Origin of the sequence: Gordonia pseudamarae (assembly GCF_025273675.1) — a bacterium.
Classification (GTDB): domain Bacteria; phylum Actinomycetota; class Actinomycetes; order Mycobacteriales; family Mycobacteriaceae; genus Gordonia; species Gordonia pseudamarae.
Genome location: NZ_CP045809.1, coordinates 2,970,645 through 2,988,646, shown reverse-complemented (window position 1 = coordinate 2,988,646; position 18,002 = coordinate 2,970,645). Strand labels below are relative to the sequence as shown.

Sequence of the window (18,002 nt, the reverse complement as noted above, 5' to 3'; positions counted from 1 at the left end):
CGCCGGTACGGCAGCCCCGCACCCGGCCCCGGCCCCGGCCCCGAATCTCCCCGATTCCCGATCCCGTACGAAGTGAGGCACCACCCGTGGACGAGGCCACGATCAGCAGGATCGACGCCGAGCACATCTGGCACCCCTACGGTGCCGTGCCCGCGGCGTCGGTCCCGCTCGTCGTCGACCACGCCGAAGGTGTGCGACTACACCTCGCCGACGGCCGTACCGTCATCGACGGCATGAGCTCGTGGTGGGCGGCCATCCACGGCTACCGCCATCCCGTCCTCGATGCCGCCGTCACCGCCCAGCTCGACTCGATGTCGCACGTCATGTTCGGCGGTCTCACCCACCGGCCGGCGGCGGAGCTGGCGCGGCGGCTCGTCGAGCACACCCCCGCCGGGCTCGACCGGGTGTTTTTCTGCGACTCCGGTTCGGTCTCGGTGGAGGTGGCCGCCAAGATGGCCATTCAGTACTGGCGCAGCCGCGGTCGCGGTGAACGCACCAAGCTGCTCACCTGGCGCGGCGGCTATCACGGCGACACGCTGACGCCGATGAGCGTCTGCGACCCCGACGGCGGCATGCACGCCATGTGGCGGTCGGTGCTCCCGGCGCAGGTCTTCGTACCCGAACCGCCGGCGCTCGGCGGCACTGACGCCGACGCGGACGCCTATGTCGCACTACTCGACGAGGAGATCGGTTCGCATGCGGCGGAACTGGCCGCCGTCATCATCGAGCCCGTGGTGCAGGGCGCCGGCGGCATGCGCTTTCACGATCCTCGGCTGCTGCGCGCGCTGCGCGAGATCTGCGACCACCACGACGTGCTGCTGATCTTCGATGAGATCGCCACCGGATTCGGCCGCACCGGAGAGCTTTTCGCCGCCGATCACGCAGGCGTGGCCCCCGACGTCATGTGCGTCGGCAAGGCACTCACCGGCGGCTACCTCACCCTCGCCGCCACCCTGTGCAGCGCCCGGATCGCCGAGACCATCAGTGCCGGTGAGGCCGGCGGCCTCGCGCACGGCCCCACCTTCATGGCCAACCCGCTGGCCTGCGCCGTCGCGGTCGCCTCCATCGACCTGCTGCTGGATTCGCCGTGGCGCCACCGGGTCGCGCAGATCTCGGCCGGACTCACCGCAGGCCTCGACCCGTTGCGCGGCGTGCCCGGCGTACGTGATGTCCGGGTGCTCGGCGCCATCGGCGTCGTCCAACTCGACGCGCCCGTCGACATGACCGCCGCGACGGGGGCCGCCGTCGACGCCGGTGTCTGGTTGCGCCCCTTCCGCGACCTCATCTACACCATGCCGCCGTTCCTGTGCACCGACGGCGATATCGCCGCGATCTGCGCGGGTGTCACCTCGGCGGCCACGGCGCGGCATCTCGTGTCGCCGTCCCCGGGAGAGAATCGATGACCACTGCCATACCCGGCCCCGTACACACCGACGAGGCGTTGTCCTGGCTCGTCGACGCCGGAATCGCGCGCGCCGAGGCGGGCCTGCACCGCGAACCGTACGTCCGTGACGCGGACCGCCCGCTGATCAACCTCGCCTCCAACGACTACCTGGGGCTGAGCACCCACCCGGATGTCATCGCCGGGGCGCACGCGGCGATAGACCTGTGGGGCACCGGGTCCACGTCGTCGCGGCTGGTGTGTGGCACCACCCGTCTGCACTCCGATCTGGAGAACGAGCTCGCCGACTTCCTCGGTGCGCCCGCCGCGCTCGTGTTCTCCTCGGGCTACCTCGCCAACATCGGCGCCATCACCGCGCTCGCCGGTCGGGGTGGTCTGATCGTCAGCGACACCGGCACCCACGCCTCGCTCATCGACGGCTGTCGGCTCTCGCGCGCACGGGTCGTCGTCGTCGACCGGGGCGACCACGAGGCGGTCCGCTCGGTGCTCGCCGAACGCACCGAGACCCGAGCCCTCGTCGTCACCGACTCGATCTATTCCGTCGACGGTGAACCCGCACCGATCCGTGAACTGTACGCCGCCGCCCGCGATCACGGCGCCGCGCTGCTCGTCGATGAGGCGCACGCGCTCGGTGTCCGGGGTCCCGGCGGGTCGGGTCTGGTCGCCGAATCCGGCGTGGCCGGTGCGCCCGACCTCGTCGTCACCGGGGTGTTGTCCAAATCGTTCGGTGCGCAGGGTGGCCTCGTCGCCGGCAGCGCCGTGCTGCGTGGGCATCTCATCGACACGGCCCGCACCTTCATCTTCGACACCGGCCTCAACCCGGCCGCCGCCGGAGCGGCACTGGCCGCGCTGCGTCTGCTGCGGGCCCGGCCCGACTATCCGCAACGGTTGCGTGCCAACGCGGTCCGGCTCGCCGAACGGTGTGGCGCGCCCACCCCGTCGGCGGCGGTGATCTCGCTGATCGTCGGCGATCCGCACAAGGCGGTCGCCGCCGCGCTGGCCTGCCGGGAACGCGGTGTGCTCGTGGGCTGCTTCCGTCCGCCGTCGGTCGAGCCGGGCACCTCCCGGTTGCGGCTGACCGTCCGGGCCGACCTGGACGACGCCACCCTCGACCACGTCGGTGACGTGGTCCTGGAGGCGTTGCGCGAGGTAGGGGCGACGGTTCGGTGAGCGGGCGGATCCTGGCCGTCACCGGAACCTCCACCGACGTCGGCAAGACCATTGCGACCGCGGCACTGGCAGCGGCCTTCGCGGATGGTTCGGTAGCGGTCTGCAAACCGGTCCAGACCGGGATGCGGCCCGGCGAACCGGGCGACCTCGCCGTGATCGACCACCTTGCGGGGCCGGTGGCGACGGCTGAATGCGCCCGCTACCCGGAGCCGCTCGCGCCCGAGACCGCGGCGCGGCGTGCCGGAGCAGAACCGGTGGACCTGCCCACGATCATCCGTACCGTCTTCGGGCTGTCCGCCGCGCACGACCTGACCCTCGTCGAAGGCGCGGGCGGGATCCTGGTGCGGCTCGCCGAGAACCTGACGCTGCTCGATGTCGCCGGCGCAGTCGACGCCGAGGTGATCGTGGTGGTCCATCCGGGTCTCGGCGCGCTCAATCACGCCGAACTGACCGTCAGCGCGATCCGCGCCTGCGGACTCACCGTCGCCGGACTCATCATCGGTTCGTGGTCGGCCGAACCCGACCTGGCCATGATCTGCAACCGTGACGACCTGCCCCGGCTCACCGGTGTGCCGGTGATCGCGGTCATCCCCGGCGGTGCCGGCGCGCTGAACCCCGCAGACTTCCGGCACGCCGCACCCACCTGGTTCGATCCCCGCTGGCTCGACCGGCACACAGCTTTCCCCACATCAACAGACCACCCCATGACAGGAGTTCTTTCGTGACCCAGGCACCCGTCCGCCCCGGCGACATCAGCGACGACATCGCGACTCGCGACATTCTCGACGTAGCCCGCGAGCAGGTGCTCGAACGCGGCGAAGCGCTCGACTACGACCAGGTACTGCAGGTGCTGCGCCTGCCCGACGAGCGGCTCACCGAACTGCTGCAGCTCGCCCACGACGTGCGCATGCAGTGGTGTGGTCCCGAGGTCGAGGTCGAGGGCATCATCTCGCTCAAGACCGGTGGCTGCCCCGAGGACTGCCACTTCTGTTCGCAGTCGGGTCTGTTCGAGTCGCCGGTGCGCACCGCCTGGATCGACATCCCGTCGCTGGTGGAGGCCGCCAAGCAGACCGCCAAGACCGGGGCGACCGAGTTCTGCATCGTGGCCGCGGTTCGCGGTCCCGACAAGCGCCTGCTCAGCCAGGTGGCCGCAGGTATCGAGGCCATCCGCAACGAGGTCGACATCCAGATCGCGTGCAGCCTGGGCATGCTCACCCAGGAGCAGGTCGACCAGCTGGCCGCGATGGGTGTGCACCGCTACAACCACAATCTGGAGACCGCCAAGTCGCACTTCACCAAGGTCGTCACGACCCACACCTACGAGGAGCGCTGGGACACGCTGCGGATGGTGCGCGAGGCCGGTATGGAGGTGTGTTGCGGCGGCATCCTCGGTATGGGGGAAAGCATCGAGCAGCGTGCCGAGTTCGCCACCCAGCTCGCCCAGCTCGAACCCGACGAGGTGCCGCTGAACTTCCTCAACCCGCGCCCGGGTACCCCGTTCGGCGATCTGGATGTGTTGCCCGCATCCGAGGCGCTCAAGGCCGTGGCCGCGTTCCGTCTCGCGCTGCCGCGCACCATCCTGCGGTTCGCCGGCGGGCGCGAGATCACCCTCGGTGACCTCGGCGCCAAGCAGGGCATCCTCGGCGGCATCAACGCCGTCATCGTCGGCAACTACCTGACCACGCTCGGCCGTCCCGCCGAGGACGATCTGGATCTGCTCGTCGATCTGTCGATGCCGATCAAGACGCTGAACGACACCCTCTGATGGCGGTCGATCCGGTGGGTGTGGCCGCCGGCGGGGGAGCGGCTCCGGCGGGCGGCACTAGAGTGGCGGACATGGTCGACACGCCACGCCGCAGGCGCACGGTCCCACCTGGGTCGTCCGCCGCCGGCGTCACCACCCCGGAGCACCACATCCCGGGTCCGCTCGCCGAGCCGTGCAGGTTCGGCGTCTTCACCGGCATCGAGCTGGAGTTGCAGTCACCCGATGCGATCCCGCCCGCCGCGCGGCTCGGGCTCGAACCCCCGCGCTTCTGTGGTCAGTGCGGTCGCCGGATGGTGGTGCAGGTGCGTCCGGACGGGTGGTCGGCGCGGTGTTCCCGGCACGGCGACGTCGATTCGACGGAAATGTATCACCGATGACCGGTGCGCCGACCGTGGTGGGAATCGCGGCCCGGTCGGGTGTTCACCGGCCTCCGCGATCGGCGCTGGTCGCGGTGATGTGTGCGATCGCGTTGCTGGGGGCGGCCGTTGGTGCGGTATGGGCGATGATCACCCCGACCGTCACCGGCCGGGTGCTCTCGGCGCAGTACGCGGAGATCATCGGCGGCGGCGACTCCGCCGAATACGAGTCGATGGCGTGGCTGGCGGTGCTGCTGTTCGTGTTCGGGCTGGTGGCCGCAGTGATCGCCTGGCTGGCCGCGCGGCCCTGGCGCGGTCCGGTCGGATATCTGGCGCTCGGTGTGGCCACGGTCGCCGGGTCGGTGATCGCCGCCGTGGTCGGTGATCGGCTGACGGCATGGCGATTCGACGACCCGAAGACGTTGCCGGTCGGGGCCACCTACGAGTTCGGCGCCGAGCTGTTCGCCGAACACTGGTGGACTCTCATCCCGTCTCCGTGGGTGCTGCTGATCTGCGCGCCGTTCACCGCGACACTGCTGTATCTCGTGTTCGCCCTGTCCAGTGCCGACCCGGATCTGGGGGTCGGCGATCTGCCGGTGGAGGCCGGGGACCTCACCCCGGCATCCTGATCCCGGTTGTCGGGCCGGGTGTGCACGTCCCTGGTCTGTGTGTCCCCCGGGGACGCACCGTCCGGTCACATCGGCGGTCGCAGCGCCGCGAACTCGTCGGTGACCCTCAGTTCGGAATCGGCGAACCGATACAGCGCGGGCGGTCGGCCCCCGCTGCGGCCGGTCTTGCCGACGGTGCCGGTGGCCACCACGACCGCCCGCCGGGACAGTACCCGCAGCAGATTCGTCGTGTCGACCATGTAACCCATTGCCGCACAGTATATTTCAGACAGCTCCGACATCGCGAACCGCTCCGGCGCGAGGGCGAAGGCGATGTTGGTGTAGGAGAGTTTCGCGGCGAGCCGGTGGCGGGCGGCATCGATGATCTCGCCGTGGTCGTAGATCAGTGCCGAGGCCGCCCGGTCGGGGGTGTCCACCTGTGCCCATACCGCGCCGTCGGGCAATGTGGTCTCGGCGTCGCTGGGCAGCAGGCCCAGATAGGTTGAGGCGATGGTCCGGGTATCCGGGATCCGGTGCGGCGCCGAGAACACCGACAACTGTTCGAGGTGGGCCAGTCCCGCGACATCGAGATCATCGGCCAGATGACGTCTGGCGCTCTGGGCGAGGGTTTCCTCCGGCCCGACGTCGCCGCCGGGGAGCGCCCACGGGCCGCCCGGCGCGCCGGTGGCGCGGGATCCGCCGTTGTCGTTGTCGCGGGCGCCGTTGACATCGTGCAGCAGCACGCACAGTCGGGGTGTGCCGTCGTCGCCGATCGTGCGCACCTGGAACACCGCGCTGAGCACCTCCACGCGCAACGGCTGACGGTCGGGGGCCTGCGGCGCCGGCCGATCGCCGGCCGGCGGATGGGCGGGCTCATGCGGCATGGCGTCGATTCTAAGGTGCGATGCCCGATTCGCGGCGACGTGCCGGCGGGTCGGGTCGCACGTGGTCACGCGCCGATGGCGCGCGCGATCCGCGGCCACGACAACCGCATGTCGGCGGCGAACAGACCCCATGAATGCGAGCCCTGGGCCCGCGCCGAGAACGTGTGCGCGATCCCGAGTCCGGTCAGGCGCGCCGACATGTCGGCGGTGCACCGGCGGGTCACCGCCTCGATGATGCCGCCGCCGGCCAGGCCCGCGAGCCGGTCGCCGACCCTGCCGTCGATCCGGCCGGGAACTCCTGACGCTGCCGAGAGGAAGATCGTCTTGCCCCGCAGCGCGGCGGCGTTGCGGGTCGGATCGTGTGCCGCCCACCGCGGGCCGGGAGGCCCCCACATGTTGCCGATGTTGCCGCCCTGGCGGGTCACCATCGCCACCACGGCCGCACCGCCGAGTGGCCCGGTGGTGCCGGGGCAGCCGCTGTAGGAGGCGACCGCCCGATACAGGTGCGGTGCCTGGATGGCCAGGTCGAGGGCCGGGCCGCCCGACATGGACACCCCGCTGATGGCGTTGACGCGTGTGGTGCGCAGTGCGCCGTCGACGATCGGCGGGAGTTCGCGGGTCAGGTATGTCTGCCACTTGTTGCGGCCCAGAACGGGGTCGTCGTGGTCCCAGTCGGTGAACAGGCTGCCGCGCCCGCCGATCGGCATCACCACGTTGACCCGTTTGTGGGCGAAGAATCCCGGGATGTCGGTGTTGTCGTACCAGGAGATGCCGTCCTCGGCGCCGCCGAGTCCGGGCAGCATGTAGAACGTCGGGGCGCTCGGTGTGCCGGGCATATGCAGGACCCGGTTGTGGATCACCTTTCCCATCGACGGCGAGTACACCGCGAGCATCGACTCGCGCGGGGTGTGCTCGGTCAGCGACATCAGCCGCGCGGCGTTCGCGTCGCCGGGGGTCGCGACCAGTCCCGTGGCGGCCACCAGCAGCGCGATGACCAGCGTGAGAGGACGGGTGACGGGATACCCCGGCCGGGGCCTGCGCCGACTGCCGGGCGTCCGGTCGCCGGTGTTTCCCGGACCGGTGGGCGGTTCACCGCGGTGCCGTGGTGCGGGTGGGGCAGGAGTGGGCGGTTCCATACTCACCAGTGTCGTTACGCACGTGGCAGAAGTTAGCGAAGCTATCGATTTGTTAGTGATCCGTTATCCCGGTATTCCGGATGTGCTACCTGCCGGGAATGGTCTGTCTGTGAGCGGTGTTACGATGAGCAGAGTTTTCGACCATGAGTCGAAAACCCTCGGCGATTCGACACCGATGAGCCGAACACCGGGTCGGCGGCCATACGGCCAGGACGGTCGAACGAAGGGCCGGCCCGCACAACAGCCCTTGCTCGTGAGGAGTGACGATGAGCATCACCAGCGACCGCCCGGCGACAACGCCCGGAATCGGATTGATCGATGCCGAATGGGTGGACGGACCCGGCGGCTACACCGGCGTCGAGCCCACCGCCGAATGGGCCGAAGAGGTACGCAGGCTCGCCCGCGCCCGCAACGCCACACTGCTCGCCCACAACTACGAACTGCCCGAGATCCAGGACGTCGCCGATCACGTGGGCGACTCGCTGGCGCTGTCGCGGATCGCCGCCGAGGTCGACTCCGACGAGATCGTGTTCTGCGGCGTGCACTTCATGGCCGAGACCGCCAAGATCCTCAGCCCAGACAAGCGGGTGCTGATCCCCGACGCGCGCGCCGGCTGCTCGCTCGCCGACTCCATCACCGCCGACGAACTGCGCGAATGGAAGGCCGAGTTCCCCGACGCCGTCGTCGTGTCGTATGTCAACACCACCGCGGCGGTCAAGGGGCTCACCGACATCTGCTGCACGTCGTCCAATGCCGTCGAGGTCGTCGCCTCGATCGACCCCGACAAGGACGTGCTGTTCCTGCCGGACCAGTTCCTCGGCGCGCACGTCAAGCGCAAGACCGGCCGCGACAACATCCACATCTGGGCCGGTGAATGCCACGTCCACGCCGGCATCAACGGTGACGAACTGACCGAACAGGCCGAGAGTCACCCCGACGCGGACCTGTTCATCCACCCCGAATGCGGTTGCGCCACATCGGCTCTGTACCTGGCGGGGGAGGGCTTCGTGCCCGCGGAGAAGGTCAAGATCCTCTCCACCGGCGGCATGATCGACGCCGCCCGTGAGACCAACGCCAAGCAGGTTCTGGTGGCCACCGAGATCGGCATGCTGCACCAGCTGCGCAAGGCCGCCCCCGGCATCGATTTCCAGCCGGTCAACGGCCGCGCCGCATGCCCCTACATGAAGATGATCACCCCGGCCGCGTTGCTGCGGGCGCTGCGCGAGGGCAAGGACGAGGTGTTCGTGCCCGACGACGTCGCCGCCAAGGCACGGCAGAGCGTCGAGCGGATGATCGCCATCGGCAACCCGGGATCCGGGGAGTGACGGTGGCCGGTGCCTTCATCGGCCAGGTGGCGGCGGCCGAGCTCGGAGACCCGGTCACCGACGAGGTGCGCGCGCTGATCCGTACGGCCCTCGACGAGGACCTGCGATACGGGCCCGACGTCACCTCGATGGCCACGGTCGCGGCCGACGCCGTGACCGACGCCGCAGTCGTCAGCCGCGGCGACGGTGTAATCGCCGGTGTGCCGGTGGTCCTCGCGGTATTCGACGAGGTGATCGGGGTGGGCGAGTACACGGTGACCGCGCAGGTAGCCGACGGTACGCGCGTGGGGCGCGGCGACGTGGCACTCGCCGTGCACGCGCCCACCCGGGCGCTGCTCACCGCCGAACGGACCGCACTCAACCTGATCTGCCATCTGTCCGGGATCGCGACCACCACGGCGCACTGGGTGGACGAGCTCGACGGCACCGCGGCCCAGGTGCGTGATTCCCGAAAGACGTTGCCGGGGTTGCGCTCTCTGCAGAAGTACGCGGTGCGCGCCGGTGGCGGCGTCAACCACCGGCTCGGACTCGGCGATGCGGCCCTGATCAAGGACAACCACGTCGCCGCGGCCGGTTCGGTCACCGCCGCGCTGAACGCGGTCCGCGCCGCCGCACCCGACATCCCGGTCGAGGTGGAGGTCGACTCGCTGGCGCAACTCGACGAGGTGCTGGAGCTGACGCCGCAGCTGGTCCTGCTGGACAACTTCGAGCCGTGGGCCACCCAGATGGCGGTGCAGCGTCGTGACACCCGCTCGCCGGAGACAAAACTGGAGAGCTCGGGCGGCCTCACCCTCGACGTCGCACGTGACTACGCCCGTACCGGTGTCGACTACATCGCCGTGGGTGGCCTGACCCATTCGGTCACCGTGCTCGATCTGGGCCTGGACATCCCTGTCTGACCCGCGTGCGGCGCGGTGTGCCGGCGTGAACCGCTATTGGTATGTGGCACAGCCGTAGGTTAGGGTTGCCTAATCATTCGGACGAGTGCGGGGGTGGCGAGAATGTTCAAGCGTCTTGGTCGACGGGTCGTGGTGCCGGTCGCGGTCGCGGCGACGGTCGCCGGGGGACTTCTGGTGGCCCCGGACGCCGACGCGGCTCCGCAGCGCGATGCCGCGGCGCGCTACTGGGAATCGCTTCCGGCCCCGACGGTGCCCCAGCAGCCCGGATATCGCATCACCGGCTACAATATCGGCAAGGGCAACTATCGCGGTGCCTTCGACCAGGAGACCGGGCATCTGTGGCTGACGAACGTCTCGCCGATGGACGGCGCCTCCGAATCGGCGATCCTCGAAGTCGACCCCGCCACGATGCGACTCGAACGGCGCATCCAGATCACCCAGAAGGCCAAGAACACAGCACACGGCACGATCGCCGCACAGTACGAGATCGGTGTCCCGAAAACCGGCAACACGGTGTGGACCACCGCCGCGGCGGTCGGCGAGGTCAACGTGTGGGACAAGACCAGCGGCCAGCGACTCAAAAACATCACCGGCGTGCCCCACGCCCACGGGGTCGTGTTCGCCGAACATCTCGGCGTCGCGATCGTGTCGCAGAACAATCCCGGCGGCCTCAAGTTCTATGACCTGAAGACCTTCGAGTATCTGGGTCAGGCGGTCATGCCGCGCGGCGACGCCAAGCAGGATGAGATGGGTGCCGGGCTCGAGATCAGCGACGACTCGGCAACCGGGGCCACGGTCACGGTCACCTCCTACTATTCGAGCCTCACCCAGTTCCGGATCACCCGACCCGGCGGCAAGGTCGTGAGCAAGATCAACTGGAACACCAGGCAGCCCGGCCCCGAGGGGCATGGCAGCGTCGCGCTCGACACCCGCCGCCACCGCGTCTACGTCAACCATCTGTATCTCGGCCTGGTCCAGGTCTACGACCTGCGCACCGGCCGGCACCTGCGTGACGTGCTCACCGGCACCGGCACCAATTCGATGGTGGTCAGCGGCGGCACACTGTACGCCGCCAACTACTTCGCCGGATACATCTCGGTCATCGACCAGAAGACCTACGGCGTGACCCGGCTGATCACCACCGGTCTGCTGCCGAACCAGCTCCTCGCGTGGAAGCCGAACACCTTCCTGGTGATCGACAAGTCCAGCGCCGTCCTCGACGGTGGATATGCGCAGAACCGCGGCGTCGACCGGATCTGGAAGGTGCGCCGGATCTGATCCGCGCACACCGGACGGGTGGCGAGGCGACTGTCCGCGCACCGGTACGCTCGCACACATGACCTTCGAGGGTTTTCCGGAAGCCGCACTCGACTTCTACGACGATCTGGAGATCGACAACTCGAAGGTCTTCTGGGACGCGCACAAGGACACCTACCGCGACGCGGTCGCCGCGCCGATGACCGAACTGACCGGTGCACTGGCCGCCGAGTTCGGTGAGGTCAAGGTGTTCCGCCCGTACCGGGACGTCCGCTTCTCCACGGACAAGACGCCCTACAAGACCCACCAGGGGGCGTTCGTGGCGGTGGCCCCGGCCACCGGCTACTACGTGGAGATCTCGGCACCGGGTGTCCGGGTCGCCGCAGGCTTCTACCACGCCGAGGCCGAGGTCCTGGCCGCCGTCCGGCAGGCCATCGACAGCGACCTGTTCGGCCCCGAATTGGAGACGATTCTGGCGACACTGACGAAAGCAGGCTGGGAGGTCGGCGGCGACCAACTGAAAACCGCACCGCGCGGCTGGCCGAAGGATCACCCCCGCATCGGCCTGCTCCGGCACAAATCCATCACCGTGGCAAAGGATTACGGTTTTGATCCGGTCATCCACACGGCCGGTCTCATCGATCGGGTCCGCAAGGATTGGCGTCAGACTCGGCCGCTGGTCGACTGGATTCTCGCCCACGCCGCCTGACCGGTGTCGGGACCCGGGAATGTGCCCATCCCAGATCCCGGCTTCGATATCGGCCGGATCGTCGACGGGCCCCCCGGCCCGCTGCTTCATCGACGCCTCTATCAGCGGCACCGCCAGAACCGCTGTTGCCGCAAGTTCTTTCCGGGTGACGGGAGAAGTGCACCCGATTATCTGGAGTGCCGCTATGGTGCCGGATCGGATCGGTGTCCGGGTCGGTTACGAGATAGCACTCGTTGACGATCAGGTTGAGCACCGCGAGCACCCAGATTGTCGACGACAGTCGCCGCCTCGGTACCGCACAGCCCGCCGTCGAACACCTGGTGACGCCCTTCTAACCCTGATCGGTCAATGCTCGGCCGATCATGCCGGACGCGGCGCAGTACCGACCGCCAGCTATGTGCTTGATCAGTGATCGGGTCGCCTCTTGTCCTACGGGCTGCCGTCGTGATTGCGGTCGACACCAACCTTCTCGTCAGGCCCGAAGCGGCAAACAACAACGACGACTGTTCCCGTGGGGGTGTTGAGCGCCGCACCTGACTGTTCGACACAGCCAAAGGCTGTGATCCAGTGCTACGCTGATTCACATGGCTAATCGGAATATCACGCTCTCACTGCCCGAGGAGCTGGTGCGCAAGGCGAAGGTGCTCGCGGCGGAGCGTGATACGTCGGTGTCGGCATTAGTTGCCGAGTTGGTCGAACACATGGCCGGTGGCGTCGATGACTATGACTCCATGTGGGAGAAGGAAATCGAGCGCATGTCCGGTGGGACGGCCATGAAGGTCGGGGATATCACCTGGACGCGTGACGAGTTGCACAGGCGATGACCCACGAGTTCGTCGACACGAATGTTCTGCTCTACGCCTACGATCAGGGTGGCGATCGACGGCACGGTGTGGCGTCGGCTCTGATTGCGGAGTTGGGTCGTGCACGTGCAGGCGTGCTCAGTGTCCAGGTCTTGCAGGAGTTCTATGTCAACGTCACACGCAAGGTCGAGGTCCCGCTGAGTGCTGCCGACGCGCAGGAGACTCTGCGGGCGCTGACCCGTTGGCCGGTGCATTCGCCGCTGGCCCACGATGTCATCGCTGCGGCCGAGATCGCCGACTCCACGCGGATCTCGTTCTGGGACGCGATGGTGATCCGAAGCGCGAGCCAGATGGGCTGCCGGGTTCTCTGGAGCGAAGACCTCAACAGCGGTCAGTCGATCGCCGGTGTCGAAGTCCGCAACCCGTTCGGAACGCGGTAGGACCAACGTTCCCGCTCAACCGCATCGTTGCGCGGGAACGCCCCGTCATCGCCCGTATGCGTGCGGACGCACGCAGATCGTGTGCCGACGCTCAACGTCGCTCAGGTCAGGGTGGTGCGGATCAGGTCGAGGTTGGCCCGCATGCCCTCGCGCCACGTGGCCATGCGGTTGGCGATGATGCGGGACTCCTTGGCCGGGGCGGCCGCGATAAACTCCGACAGGCGGGACGGGCCGGGGCCCAGGCGGGCCCATTGGCGGATAATCGTGCCCTTGCCCGACGGCTCGACCTCGAATGCCCATGTCGCCCACGGCCTGCCGCCACCGGCGGGGCCCACCACCCACGCCCAGCGCCGGCCGGGGTCGACCTCGACGATCTCGCATTCGCCGATCCAGGTGCCCAGACCGTCGGTGGTGTTGGTGCCGCGGAACCTGGCACCCACCGCCACTCCGGGATCGCCGATCCATTCCGCGGACGCCAGTTCGCCGGCGGCGCGGGTGGGCAGGCCGATGTCGGTCACCAATTCCCACACCTGGTCGGCGGTGGCGCCTTCGATGAGTGTGGATACCTCGACGGTCGGTGCGTCCCGGTACAGCATGTGTCCTCCTCGTGGGTGCTGATCGTCGGTGCCTGCCCGGCGGTGCGCTGTGTGGCGCCCCGACGGCTCCCGCGCCGCGATCGCGGTACCGCAACCGTAGCCAACGCGGACATCCCCCTCTGTGACGGCGGTCATGGTCGGACTACGGTGCGAGTATGGCGAAGAAGAAGTGGAAGGACCTGACCAGTCGGCAGAAGGGGGTGGTCGTGGCGACCACGACGATCGACACCGGGTTGCGCACCTGGGCCGGGCGTGACCTCGCGAGCCGCACACAGGAGGAGGTCAACGGCCCGAAGTGGGCGTGGGGGCTTGGGCTGGCGATGGTGAATTCCGTCGGAATCCTGCCCGCCGTCTATCTGATCTGGGGGCGTAAGCGAGTGTCGCAGTAGGACGGCCGGGAGTCGTCGGCATCGACGTTCAGACGATGCCGACGACGATCGGCGGGGTCGGTGACGGTGTCCGCGGGGGCACCGGGGTGGGCGCATTCGAAAACGGGTAGCCGCACCACATATCCTGGGAAAGTCAACCCCGTCCAGCCAGGAGATCCCATGCTCGCCCGAACCGACCTGCGCGGTAGCACCCCGACGCTCGCCGAATTGCGTCGCGCCCTGCCGCGCGGTGGCACCGATGTCAACGCCGTCCTCGACGTGGTGACGCCGGTGGTCCATCAGGTCGCCGAACGCGGCGCGCGAGCAGCGCTCGACTACGGGGCCAGGTTCGACGGCATCGCGCCGGGCTCGGTGCGGGTGCCGGCCGATGTCATCGCGAAGGCCGCCGCCGACCTCGACGACTCGGTGGGCGAGGCGCTGCGCGAATCGATCCTGCGCGCCCGCAAGGTGCACGCCGACCAGCGCCGGGCCACCACCCGCACCGACGTCGTCGACGGCGGCACCGTCAGCGAGAAGTGGATTCCGGTGCGCCGGGTCGGGCTGTACGTGCCCGGCGGTAACGCCGTCTACCCGTCGAGCGTCATCATGAACGTCGTCCCCGCCCAGGAGGCCGGTGTCGGGTCGCTCGTGGTGGCCTCGCCGCCGCAGAAGGACTTCGGCGGCTGGCCGCACCCCACCATCCTCGCCGCGTGTGCGCTGCTGGGCGTCGACGAGGTGTGGGCGGTCGGCGGCGCACAGGGCGTGGCGCTGCTCACCTACGGCGGTGTCGACACCACCGGTGAGGTGCTCGACCCGGTCGACCTCATCACCGGTCCCGGCAACATCTACGTCACCGCTGCCAAACGCCTGTGCCGGGGTGTGGTCGGCATCGATTCGGAGGCCGGACCCACCGAGATCGCGATCCTGGCCGACAGCTCCGCCGACGCCGGGATCGTCGCCTCCGACATGATCTCGCAGGCCGAACACGACGTCCTCGCCGCATCGGTGCTGGTCACCGACAGCGTCGAACTGGCCGACGCCGTCGATGCCGCACTGGAGGTCCAGGTCGCGGCCACCAAACACCGTGAACGGGTCACCACGGCGCTGAGCGGCAAGCAGTCCGGCATCGTCCTGGTCGACGACCTCGACGCCGGGATCGCCGTCGTCGACGCGTACGCCGCCGAACACCTGGAGATCCAGACCCGCGACGCCGCGGCCGTCGCCGATCGCATCACCAACGCGGGCGCCATCTTCGTCGGCCCGTACGCGCCGGTCAGCCTCGGCGACTACTGCGCCGGCTCCAACCACGTGCTCCCGACGTCCGGCTCGGCGCGGTTCGCCTCGGGCCTGTCGGTGCAGACCTTCCTCAAGGGTGTGCACGTCATCGACTACGACGAGGCCGCGCTGCGTGAGGTGGCCGCCAAGGTCGTCACCCTCGCCGATGCCGAGGATTTGCCCGGCCACGGCGATGCCGTCAAGCAACGCTTCGCCCCGACGGGTGTCATAACAGAGGTGCGCGCGTGAGCACACCGACGATCCCGGGATCGCGGATCACTGTCGAGGATCTGCCGATCCGCGACAATCTGCGCGGCAAGAGCGCCTACGGCGCCCCGCAGCTGAAGGTTCCGGTGGTGCTCAACACCAACGAGAATCCGCACCCGCCCTCGCGCGCACTGATCGACGACGTCGCCGAATCGGTGCGCGCGGCCGCCGCCGAACTGCACCGCTACCCGGACCGCGACGCGGTCGCCCTGCGCACCGATCTCGCCGACTACCTGTCGAAGGCCACCGGCACCGCGCTCGGCACCGACAACCTGTGGGCGGCCAACGGCTCCAACGAGATCCTGCAGCAACTGCTGCAGGCGTTCGCCGGGCCGGGCCGCACCGCGATGGGATTCGTGCCGTCGTACTCGATGCACCCGATCATCTCCGCCGGCACCGACACCACCTGGGTGCCGGCCACACGCGCCGACGACTTCGGCCTCGACATCGAGGACGCGCTCGCCGAGATCGAGACGCACAAGCCCGACGTCGTGTTCGTCACCTCACCGAACAACCCGACGGGCGGGTCGACGGGCATCGACGACCTGCGCCGCATCATCGAGGCCGCCCCCGGCATCGTGATCGTCGACGAGGCGTACGCCGAGTTCTCCGGGCAGTCCAGCGCGGTCACGCTCATCGACGAGTTTCCGGCCAAGGTGGTGGTGAGCCGCACCATGAGCAAGGCGTTCGCCTTCGCCGGTGGTCGGCTCGGCTACCTCGCCGCATCGCCGGCGATCATCGAGGCGATTCTGCTGGTGCGGCTGCCGTACCACCTGTCGGTGGTCACCCAGGCCGCCGCCCGCGCGGCGCTGCGCCACGCCGACGACACCCTGGCCGGGGTGGCCGCGATCATCGCCGAACGCACACGTGTCGCGGCGGCACTGACCGGTCTCGGCTACGACGTCGTCGACTCCGACGCCAACTTCGTCCTGTTCGGGCGGTTTGCGGACGCACCGGCAAGCTGGCAGCGTTACCTCGATCGTGGCGTCCTGATCCGCGACGTCGGCATCCCCGGCCGGCTGCGTGCGACGATCGGGTTGGCCGAGGAGAACGACGCCTTCCTCGACGTGAGTCGGGAGCTGGCGGCAACAGATCTGGAGAATGTTTAGGTGTCCGCGACACAGCCCACGCCCGGCCCACAGCCCGCATCCACCACCCAGGCGCGTGAGCCGCGCATCGCACGGGTCGAGCGCACCACACGCGAGTCGTCGATCACCGTCGAACTGAACCTCGACGGCACCGGTGTCACCGACATCTCCACCGGGATCGCCTTCTTCGACCACATGCTCACCGCGTTCGGCCAGCACGGCAGCTTCGACCTCACGGTCAAGGCCGAGGGCGATATCGAGGTCGAGGGCCACCACACCATCGAGGACACCTCGATCGTGCTCGGGCAGGCACTCGGGCAGGCGCTCGGCGACAAGAAGGGAATCCGGCGGTTCGGTGACTGCTGGATCCCGATGGACGAGAGCCTGGCCCACGCCGCGGTCGACGTCTCCGGCCGTCCGTACTGCGTGCACACCGGCGAACCCGACCACATGCTCGGCGCCGTCATCGGTGGCTACCCGGGCGTCCCATATTCGACGGTCATCAACCGGCACGTCTTCGAGGCGCTCGCCATGAACGCGCGGATCGCGCTGCACGTGCGGGTGTTGTACGGCCGTGACCAGCATCACATCACCGAGGCCGAGTTCAAGGCGGTGGCGCGCGCACTGCGGGCGGCCACCGAATACGACGCACGAGTGACGGGCATCCCGTCGACGAAGGGAGCTCTGTGACAGCCGCTGTCGCGATCCTCGACTACGGTTCGGGCAATCTGCGTTCGGCGCAGCGTGCGCTCGAACGTACCGGTGCCGACGTCACCGTCACCTCGGACATGCGGGAGGCGCTCGACTGCGACGGTCTGGTGGTGCCCGGCGTGGGCGCCTACGAGGCGTGCATGAAGGGCCTGCATGAGGTGCGCGGGGAGCGGATCATCGGCCGCCGACTGGCCGGTGGCCGGCCGGTCCTGGGAATCTGTGTCGGCATGCAGATCCTGTTCGAGCGCGGCGTCGAGTTCGGGGTGGAGACGAAGGGCTGCGCCGAATGGCCCGGTGCGGTCACCCGGCTTCCGGCCGCGGTGCTGCCGCATATGGGCTGGAACACGGTGCGCGCCCCGCAGGATTCGGTCCTGTTCGACGGAGTCGACGCCGACACCCGCTTCTACTTCGTACACTCCTATGCCGCGCAGACCTGGGAAATGGACAACGATGGCACCGCGCTGGCCGCGCCCGCACTGACCTGGGCCGAACACGGCGGACCGTTTCTGGCGGCCGTGGAGAACGGTCCGCTGTCGGCAACCCAGTTCCACCCGGAGAAGTCCGGCGACGCGGGCGCGCAACTGCTGCTCAACTGGGTGCGGAGCCTGCGATGAACACGCAGGGCAGATCGCGGGGATCGGGTACGACGGGGCGAGCGCAGCGACGGGAGACGACCGACGCGCCCGGGTTCTCCTTCGCCAAACTCGCCCTCTACTCCCTGGGCTCGGGGGTGCTGGTCCTGCTGGTGTCCATCCCGATCATCATGGTGCTGACCCGGGTGTCGTCGGTCGCGGCGCTCGTTGTCGGCCTGCTCGCGCTGGTCCTGATGGTGGCCGTGATCGGCCTGGTGTCGCACCGGATGATCTCGGCCGTCGAACGTCAGGTCCGCGGCGAATCCGGCGCCGACGGCTTGGGAGACACGCCCTAATCGTCGGTGCCCGGC

The 18,002-nt window shown here is 68.9% G+C and carries 21 protein-coding genes; 18 read left to right on the top strand and 3 right to left on the bottom strand.

Going from position 1 to position 18,002, the window contains the following annotated elements; all coding sequences use genetic code 11:
* The first annotated feature begins 86 nt into the window (after positions 1-86).
* From GII31_RS13120 to GII31_RS13095, 6 genes are all read left to right on the top strand, one after another.
* Positions 87-1,403, top strand: a complete 1,317-nt coding sequence (locus GII31_RS13120; RefSeq protein WP_213243680.1) for an adenosylmethionine--8-amino-7-oxononanoate transaminase — start codon at positions 87-89, stop codon at positions 1,401-1,403.
* Positions 1,400-2,572, top strand: coding sequence for an 8-amino-7-oxononanoate synthase (locus GII31_RS13115; protein ID WP_213243678.1), 1,173 nt, complete (start codon positions 1,400-1,402; stop codon positions 2,570-2,572). Before GII31_RS13120 ends, GII31_RS13115 begins: the two co-directional genes overlap by 4 nt.
* Positions 2,569-3,297, top strand: a complete 729-nt coding sequence (gene bioD / locus GII31_RS13110; RefSeq protein ID WP_213243676.1) for a dethiobiotin synthase — start codon at positions 2,569-2,571, stop codon at positions 3,295-3,297. The genes GII31_RS13115 and bioD overlap by 4 nt, the downstream gene beginning before the upstream one ends.
* On the top strand, positions 3,294-4,337 hold the full coding sequence (gene bioB / locus GII31_RS13105) for a biotin synthase BioB (RefSeq protein ID WP_213243674.1): 1,044 nt from the start codon (positions 3,294-3,296) through the stop codon (positions 4,335-4,337). The genes bioD and bioB overlap by 4 nt, the downstream gene beginning before the upstream one ends.
* A 71-nt stretch (positions 4,338-4,408) precedes the next feature.
* On the top strand, positions 4,409-4,714 hold the full coding sequence (gene bsaP / locus GII31_RS13100) for a biotin synthase auxiliary protein BsaP (RefSeq protein WP_246221863.1): 306 nt from the start codon (positions 4,409-4,411) through the stop codon (positions 4,712-4,714).
* Positions 4,711-5,322, top strand: coding sequence for a DUF2567 domain-containing protein (locus tag GII31_RS13095; protein WP_213243672.1), 612 nt, complete (start codon positions 4,711-4,713; stop codon positions 5,320-5,322). The genes bsaP and GII31_RS13095 overlap by 4 nt, the downstream gene beginning before the upstream one ends.
* Before the next feature lie 65 nt (positions 5,323-5,387).
* On the opposite strand, the gene GII31_RS13090 is transcribed toward GII31_RS13095, so the two are convergent.
* A complete protein-coding gene (locus GII31_RS13090; RefSeq protein ID WP_246221862.1) occupies positions 5,388-6,185 on the bottom strand; it encodes an NUDIX hydrolase in 798 nt (265 codons plus the stop codon).
* Between the two features lie 65 nt (positions 6,186-6,250).
* Positions 6,251-7,321, bottom strand: a complete 1,071-nt coding sequence (locus GII31_RS13085; protein WP_213243670.1) for an alpha/beta hydrolase — start codon at positions 7,319-7,321, stop codon at positions 6,251-6,253.
* A gap of 266 nt (positions 7,322-7,587) precedes the next feature.
* Between GII31_RS13085 and nadA the strand changes: the two genes are divergently transcribed.
* The 6 genes from nadA to GII31_RS13050 all read left to right on the top strand — a co-directional run bounded on the left by nadA (position 7,588) and on the right by GII31_RS13050 (position 12,754).
* A complete protein-coding gene (gene nadA / locus GII31_RS13080; RefSeq protein WP_213243668.1) occupies positions 7,588-8,646 on the top strand; it encodes a quinolinate synthase NadA in 1,059 nt (352 codons plus the stop codon).
* Positions 8,647-8,648: 2 nt separating this feature from the next.
* Positions 8,649-9,545, top strand: a complete 897-nt coding sequence (nadC, locus tag GII31_RS13075; protein ID WP_213243666.1) for a carboxylating nicotinate-nucleotide diphosphorylase — start codon at positions 8,649-8,651, stop codon at positions 9,543-9,545.
* A gap of 102 nt (positions 9,546-9,647) precedes the next feature.
* Entirely contained in the window at positions 9,648-10,823 is a 1,176-nt protein-coding gene (locus GII31_RS13070; RefSeq protein WP_213243664.1) for a YncE family protein, read from the top strand.
* Between the two features lie 58 nt (positions 10,824-10,881).
* Positions 10,882-11,511, top strand: a complete 630-nt coding sequence (locus GII31_RS13065; RefSeq protein ID WP_213243662.1) for a DUF2461 domain-containing protein — start codon at positions 10,882-10,884, stop codon at positions 11,509-11,511.
* 584 nt (positions 11,512-12,095) lie between these two features.
* Positions 12,096-12,335 (top strand): DUF6364 family protein, encoded by a 240-nt coding sequence (locus GII31_RS13055; protein WP_213243660.1) that lies wholly within the window; start codon positions 12,096-12,098, stop codon positions 12,333-12,335.
* Positions 12,332-12,754: a PIN domain-containing protein gene (locus GII31_RS13050; RefSeq protein WP_213243658.1), complete on the top strand. Its 423-nt coding sequence runs from the start codon at positions 12,332-12,334 to the stop codon at positions 12,752-12,754. Before GII31_RS13055 ends, GII31_RS13050 begins: the two co-directional genes overlap by 4 nt.
* Before the next feature lie 101 nt (positions 12,755-12,855).
* On the opposite strand, the gene GII31_RS13045 is transcribed toward GII31_RS13050, so the two are convergent.
* Positions 12,856-13,350 (bottom strand): SRPBCC family protein, encoded by a 495-nt coding sequence (locus tag GII31_RS13045; RefSeq protein ID WP_213243656.1) that lies wholly within the window; start codon positions 13,348-13,350, stop codon positions 12,856-12,858.
* A 155-nt stretch (positions 13,351-13,505) separates the two neighbouring features.
* On the opposite strand from GII31_RS13045, the gene GII31_RS13040 reads away from it, so the two are divergent.
* The 6 genes from GII31_RS13040 (at position 13,506) to GII31_RS13015 (ending at position 17,987) form a co-directional block, all read left to right on the top strand.
* Complete coding sequence (locus tag GII31_RS13040; RefSeq protein WP_213243654.1) at positions 13,506-13,739, top strand: DUF5652 family protein; 234 nt, start codon at positions 13,506-13,508, stop codon at positions 13,737-13,739.
* 159 nt (positions 13,740-13,898) lie between these two features.
* Positions 13,899-15,242, top strand: coding sequence for a histidinol dehydrogenase (gene hisD / locus GII31_RS13035; RefSeq protein ID WP_213243652.1), 1,344 nt, complete (start codon positions 13,899-13,901; stop codon positions 15,240-15,242).
* Positions 15,239-16,369, top strand: coding sequence for a histidinol-phosphate transaminase (locus GII31_RS13030; protein WP_213243650.1), 1,131 nt, complete (start codon positions 15,239-15,241; stop codon positions 16,367-16,369). Before hisD ends, GII31_RS13030 begins: the two co-directional genes overlap by 4 nt.
* Positions 16,370-17,038: an imidazoleglycerol-phosphate dehydratase HisB gene (hisB, locus tag GII31_RS13025; RefSeq protein ID WP_213243648.1), complete on the top strand. Its 669-nt coding sequence runs from the start codon at positions 16,370-16,372 to the stop codon at positions 17,036-17,038.
* On the top strand, positions 17,035-17,673 hold the full coding sequence (hisH, locus tag GII31_RS13020; protein WP_213243646.1) for an imidazole glycerol phosphate synthase subunit HisH: 639 nt from the start codon (positions 17,035-17,037) through the stop codon (positions 17,671-17,673). The genes hisB and hisH overlap by 4 nt, the downstream gene beginning before the upstream one ends.
* On the top strand, positions 17,670-17,987 hold the full coding sequence (locus tag GII31_RS13015; protein ID WP_213243644.1) for a hypothetical protein: 318 nt from the start codon (positions 17,670-17,672) through the stop codon (positions 17,985-17,987). The genes hisH and GII31_RS13015 overlap by 4 nt, the downstream gene beginning before the upstream one ends.
* Positions 17,988-18,002: the final 15 nt, after the last annotated feature.

What these genes read in the sequence shown, in the direction of transcription:
- GII31_RS13115 (WP_213243678.1), top strand. Translation starts at nt 1,400, where the DNA reads ATGACCACTGCCATACCCGGCCCCGTACACACCGACGAGGCGTTGTCC.
- bsaP (WP_246221863.1), top strand. Translation starts at nt 4,409, where the DNA reads ATGGTCGACACGCCACGCCGCAGGCGCACGGTCCCACCTGGGTCGTCC.
- GII31_RS13095 (WP_213243672.1), top strand. Translation starts at nt 4,711, where the DNA reads ATGACCGGTGCGCCGACCGTGGTGGGAATCGCGGCCCGGTCGGGTGTT.
- GII31_RS13090 (WP_246221862.1), bottom strand. Translation starts at nt 6,185, where the DNA reads ATGCCGCATGAGCCCGCCCATCCGCCGGCCGGCGATCGGCCGGCGCCG.
- GII31_RS13085 (WP_213243670.1), bottom strand. Translation starts at nt 7,321, where the DNA reads ATGGAACCGCCCACTCCTGCCCCACCCGCACCACGGCACCGCGGTGAA.
- nadA (WP_213243668.1), top strand. Translation starts at nt 7,588, where the DNA reads ATGAGCATCACCAGCGACCGCCCGGCGACAACGCCCGGAATCGGATTG.
- GII31_RS13070 (WP_213243664.1), top strand. Translation starts at nt 9,648, where the DNA reads ATGTTCAAGCGTCTTGGTCGACGGGTCGTGGTGCCGGTCGCGGTCGCG.
- GII31_RS13065 (WP_213243662.1), top strand. Translation starts at nt 10,882, where the DNA reads ATGACCTTCGAGGGTTTTCCGGAAGCCGCACTCGACTTCTACGACGAT.
- GII31_RS13055 (WP_213243660.1), top strand. Translation starts at nt 12,096, where the DNA reads ATGGCTAATCGGAATATCACGCTCTCACTGCCCGAGGAGCTGGTGCGC.
- GII31_RS13050 (WP_213243658.1), top strand. Translation starts at nt 12,332, where the DNA reads ATGACCCACGAGTTCGTCGACACGAATGTTCTGCTCTACGCCTACGAT.
- GII31_RS13045 (WP_213243656.1), bottom strand. Translation starts at nt 13,350, where the DNA reads ATGCTGTACCGGGACGCACCGACCGTCGAGGTATCCACACTCATCGAA.
- GII31_RS13040 (WP_213243654.1), top strand. Translation starts at nt 13,506, where the DNA reads ATGGCGAAGAAGAAGTGGAAGGACCTGACCAGTCGGCAGAAGGGGGTG.
- hisD (WP_213243652.1), top strand. Translation starts at nt 13,899, where the DNA reads ATGCTCGCCCGAACCGACCTGCGCGGTAGCACCCCGACGCTCGCCGAA.
- GII31_RS13015 (WP_213243644.1), top strand. Translation starts at nt 17,670, where the DNA reads ATGAACACGCAGGGCAGATCGCGGGGATCGGGTACGACGGGGCGAGCG.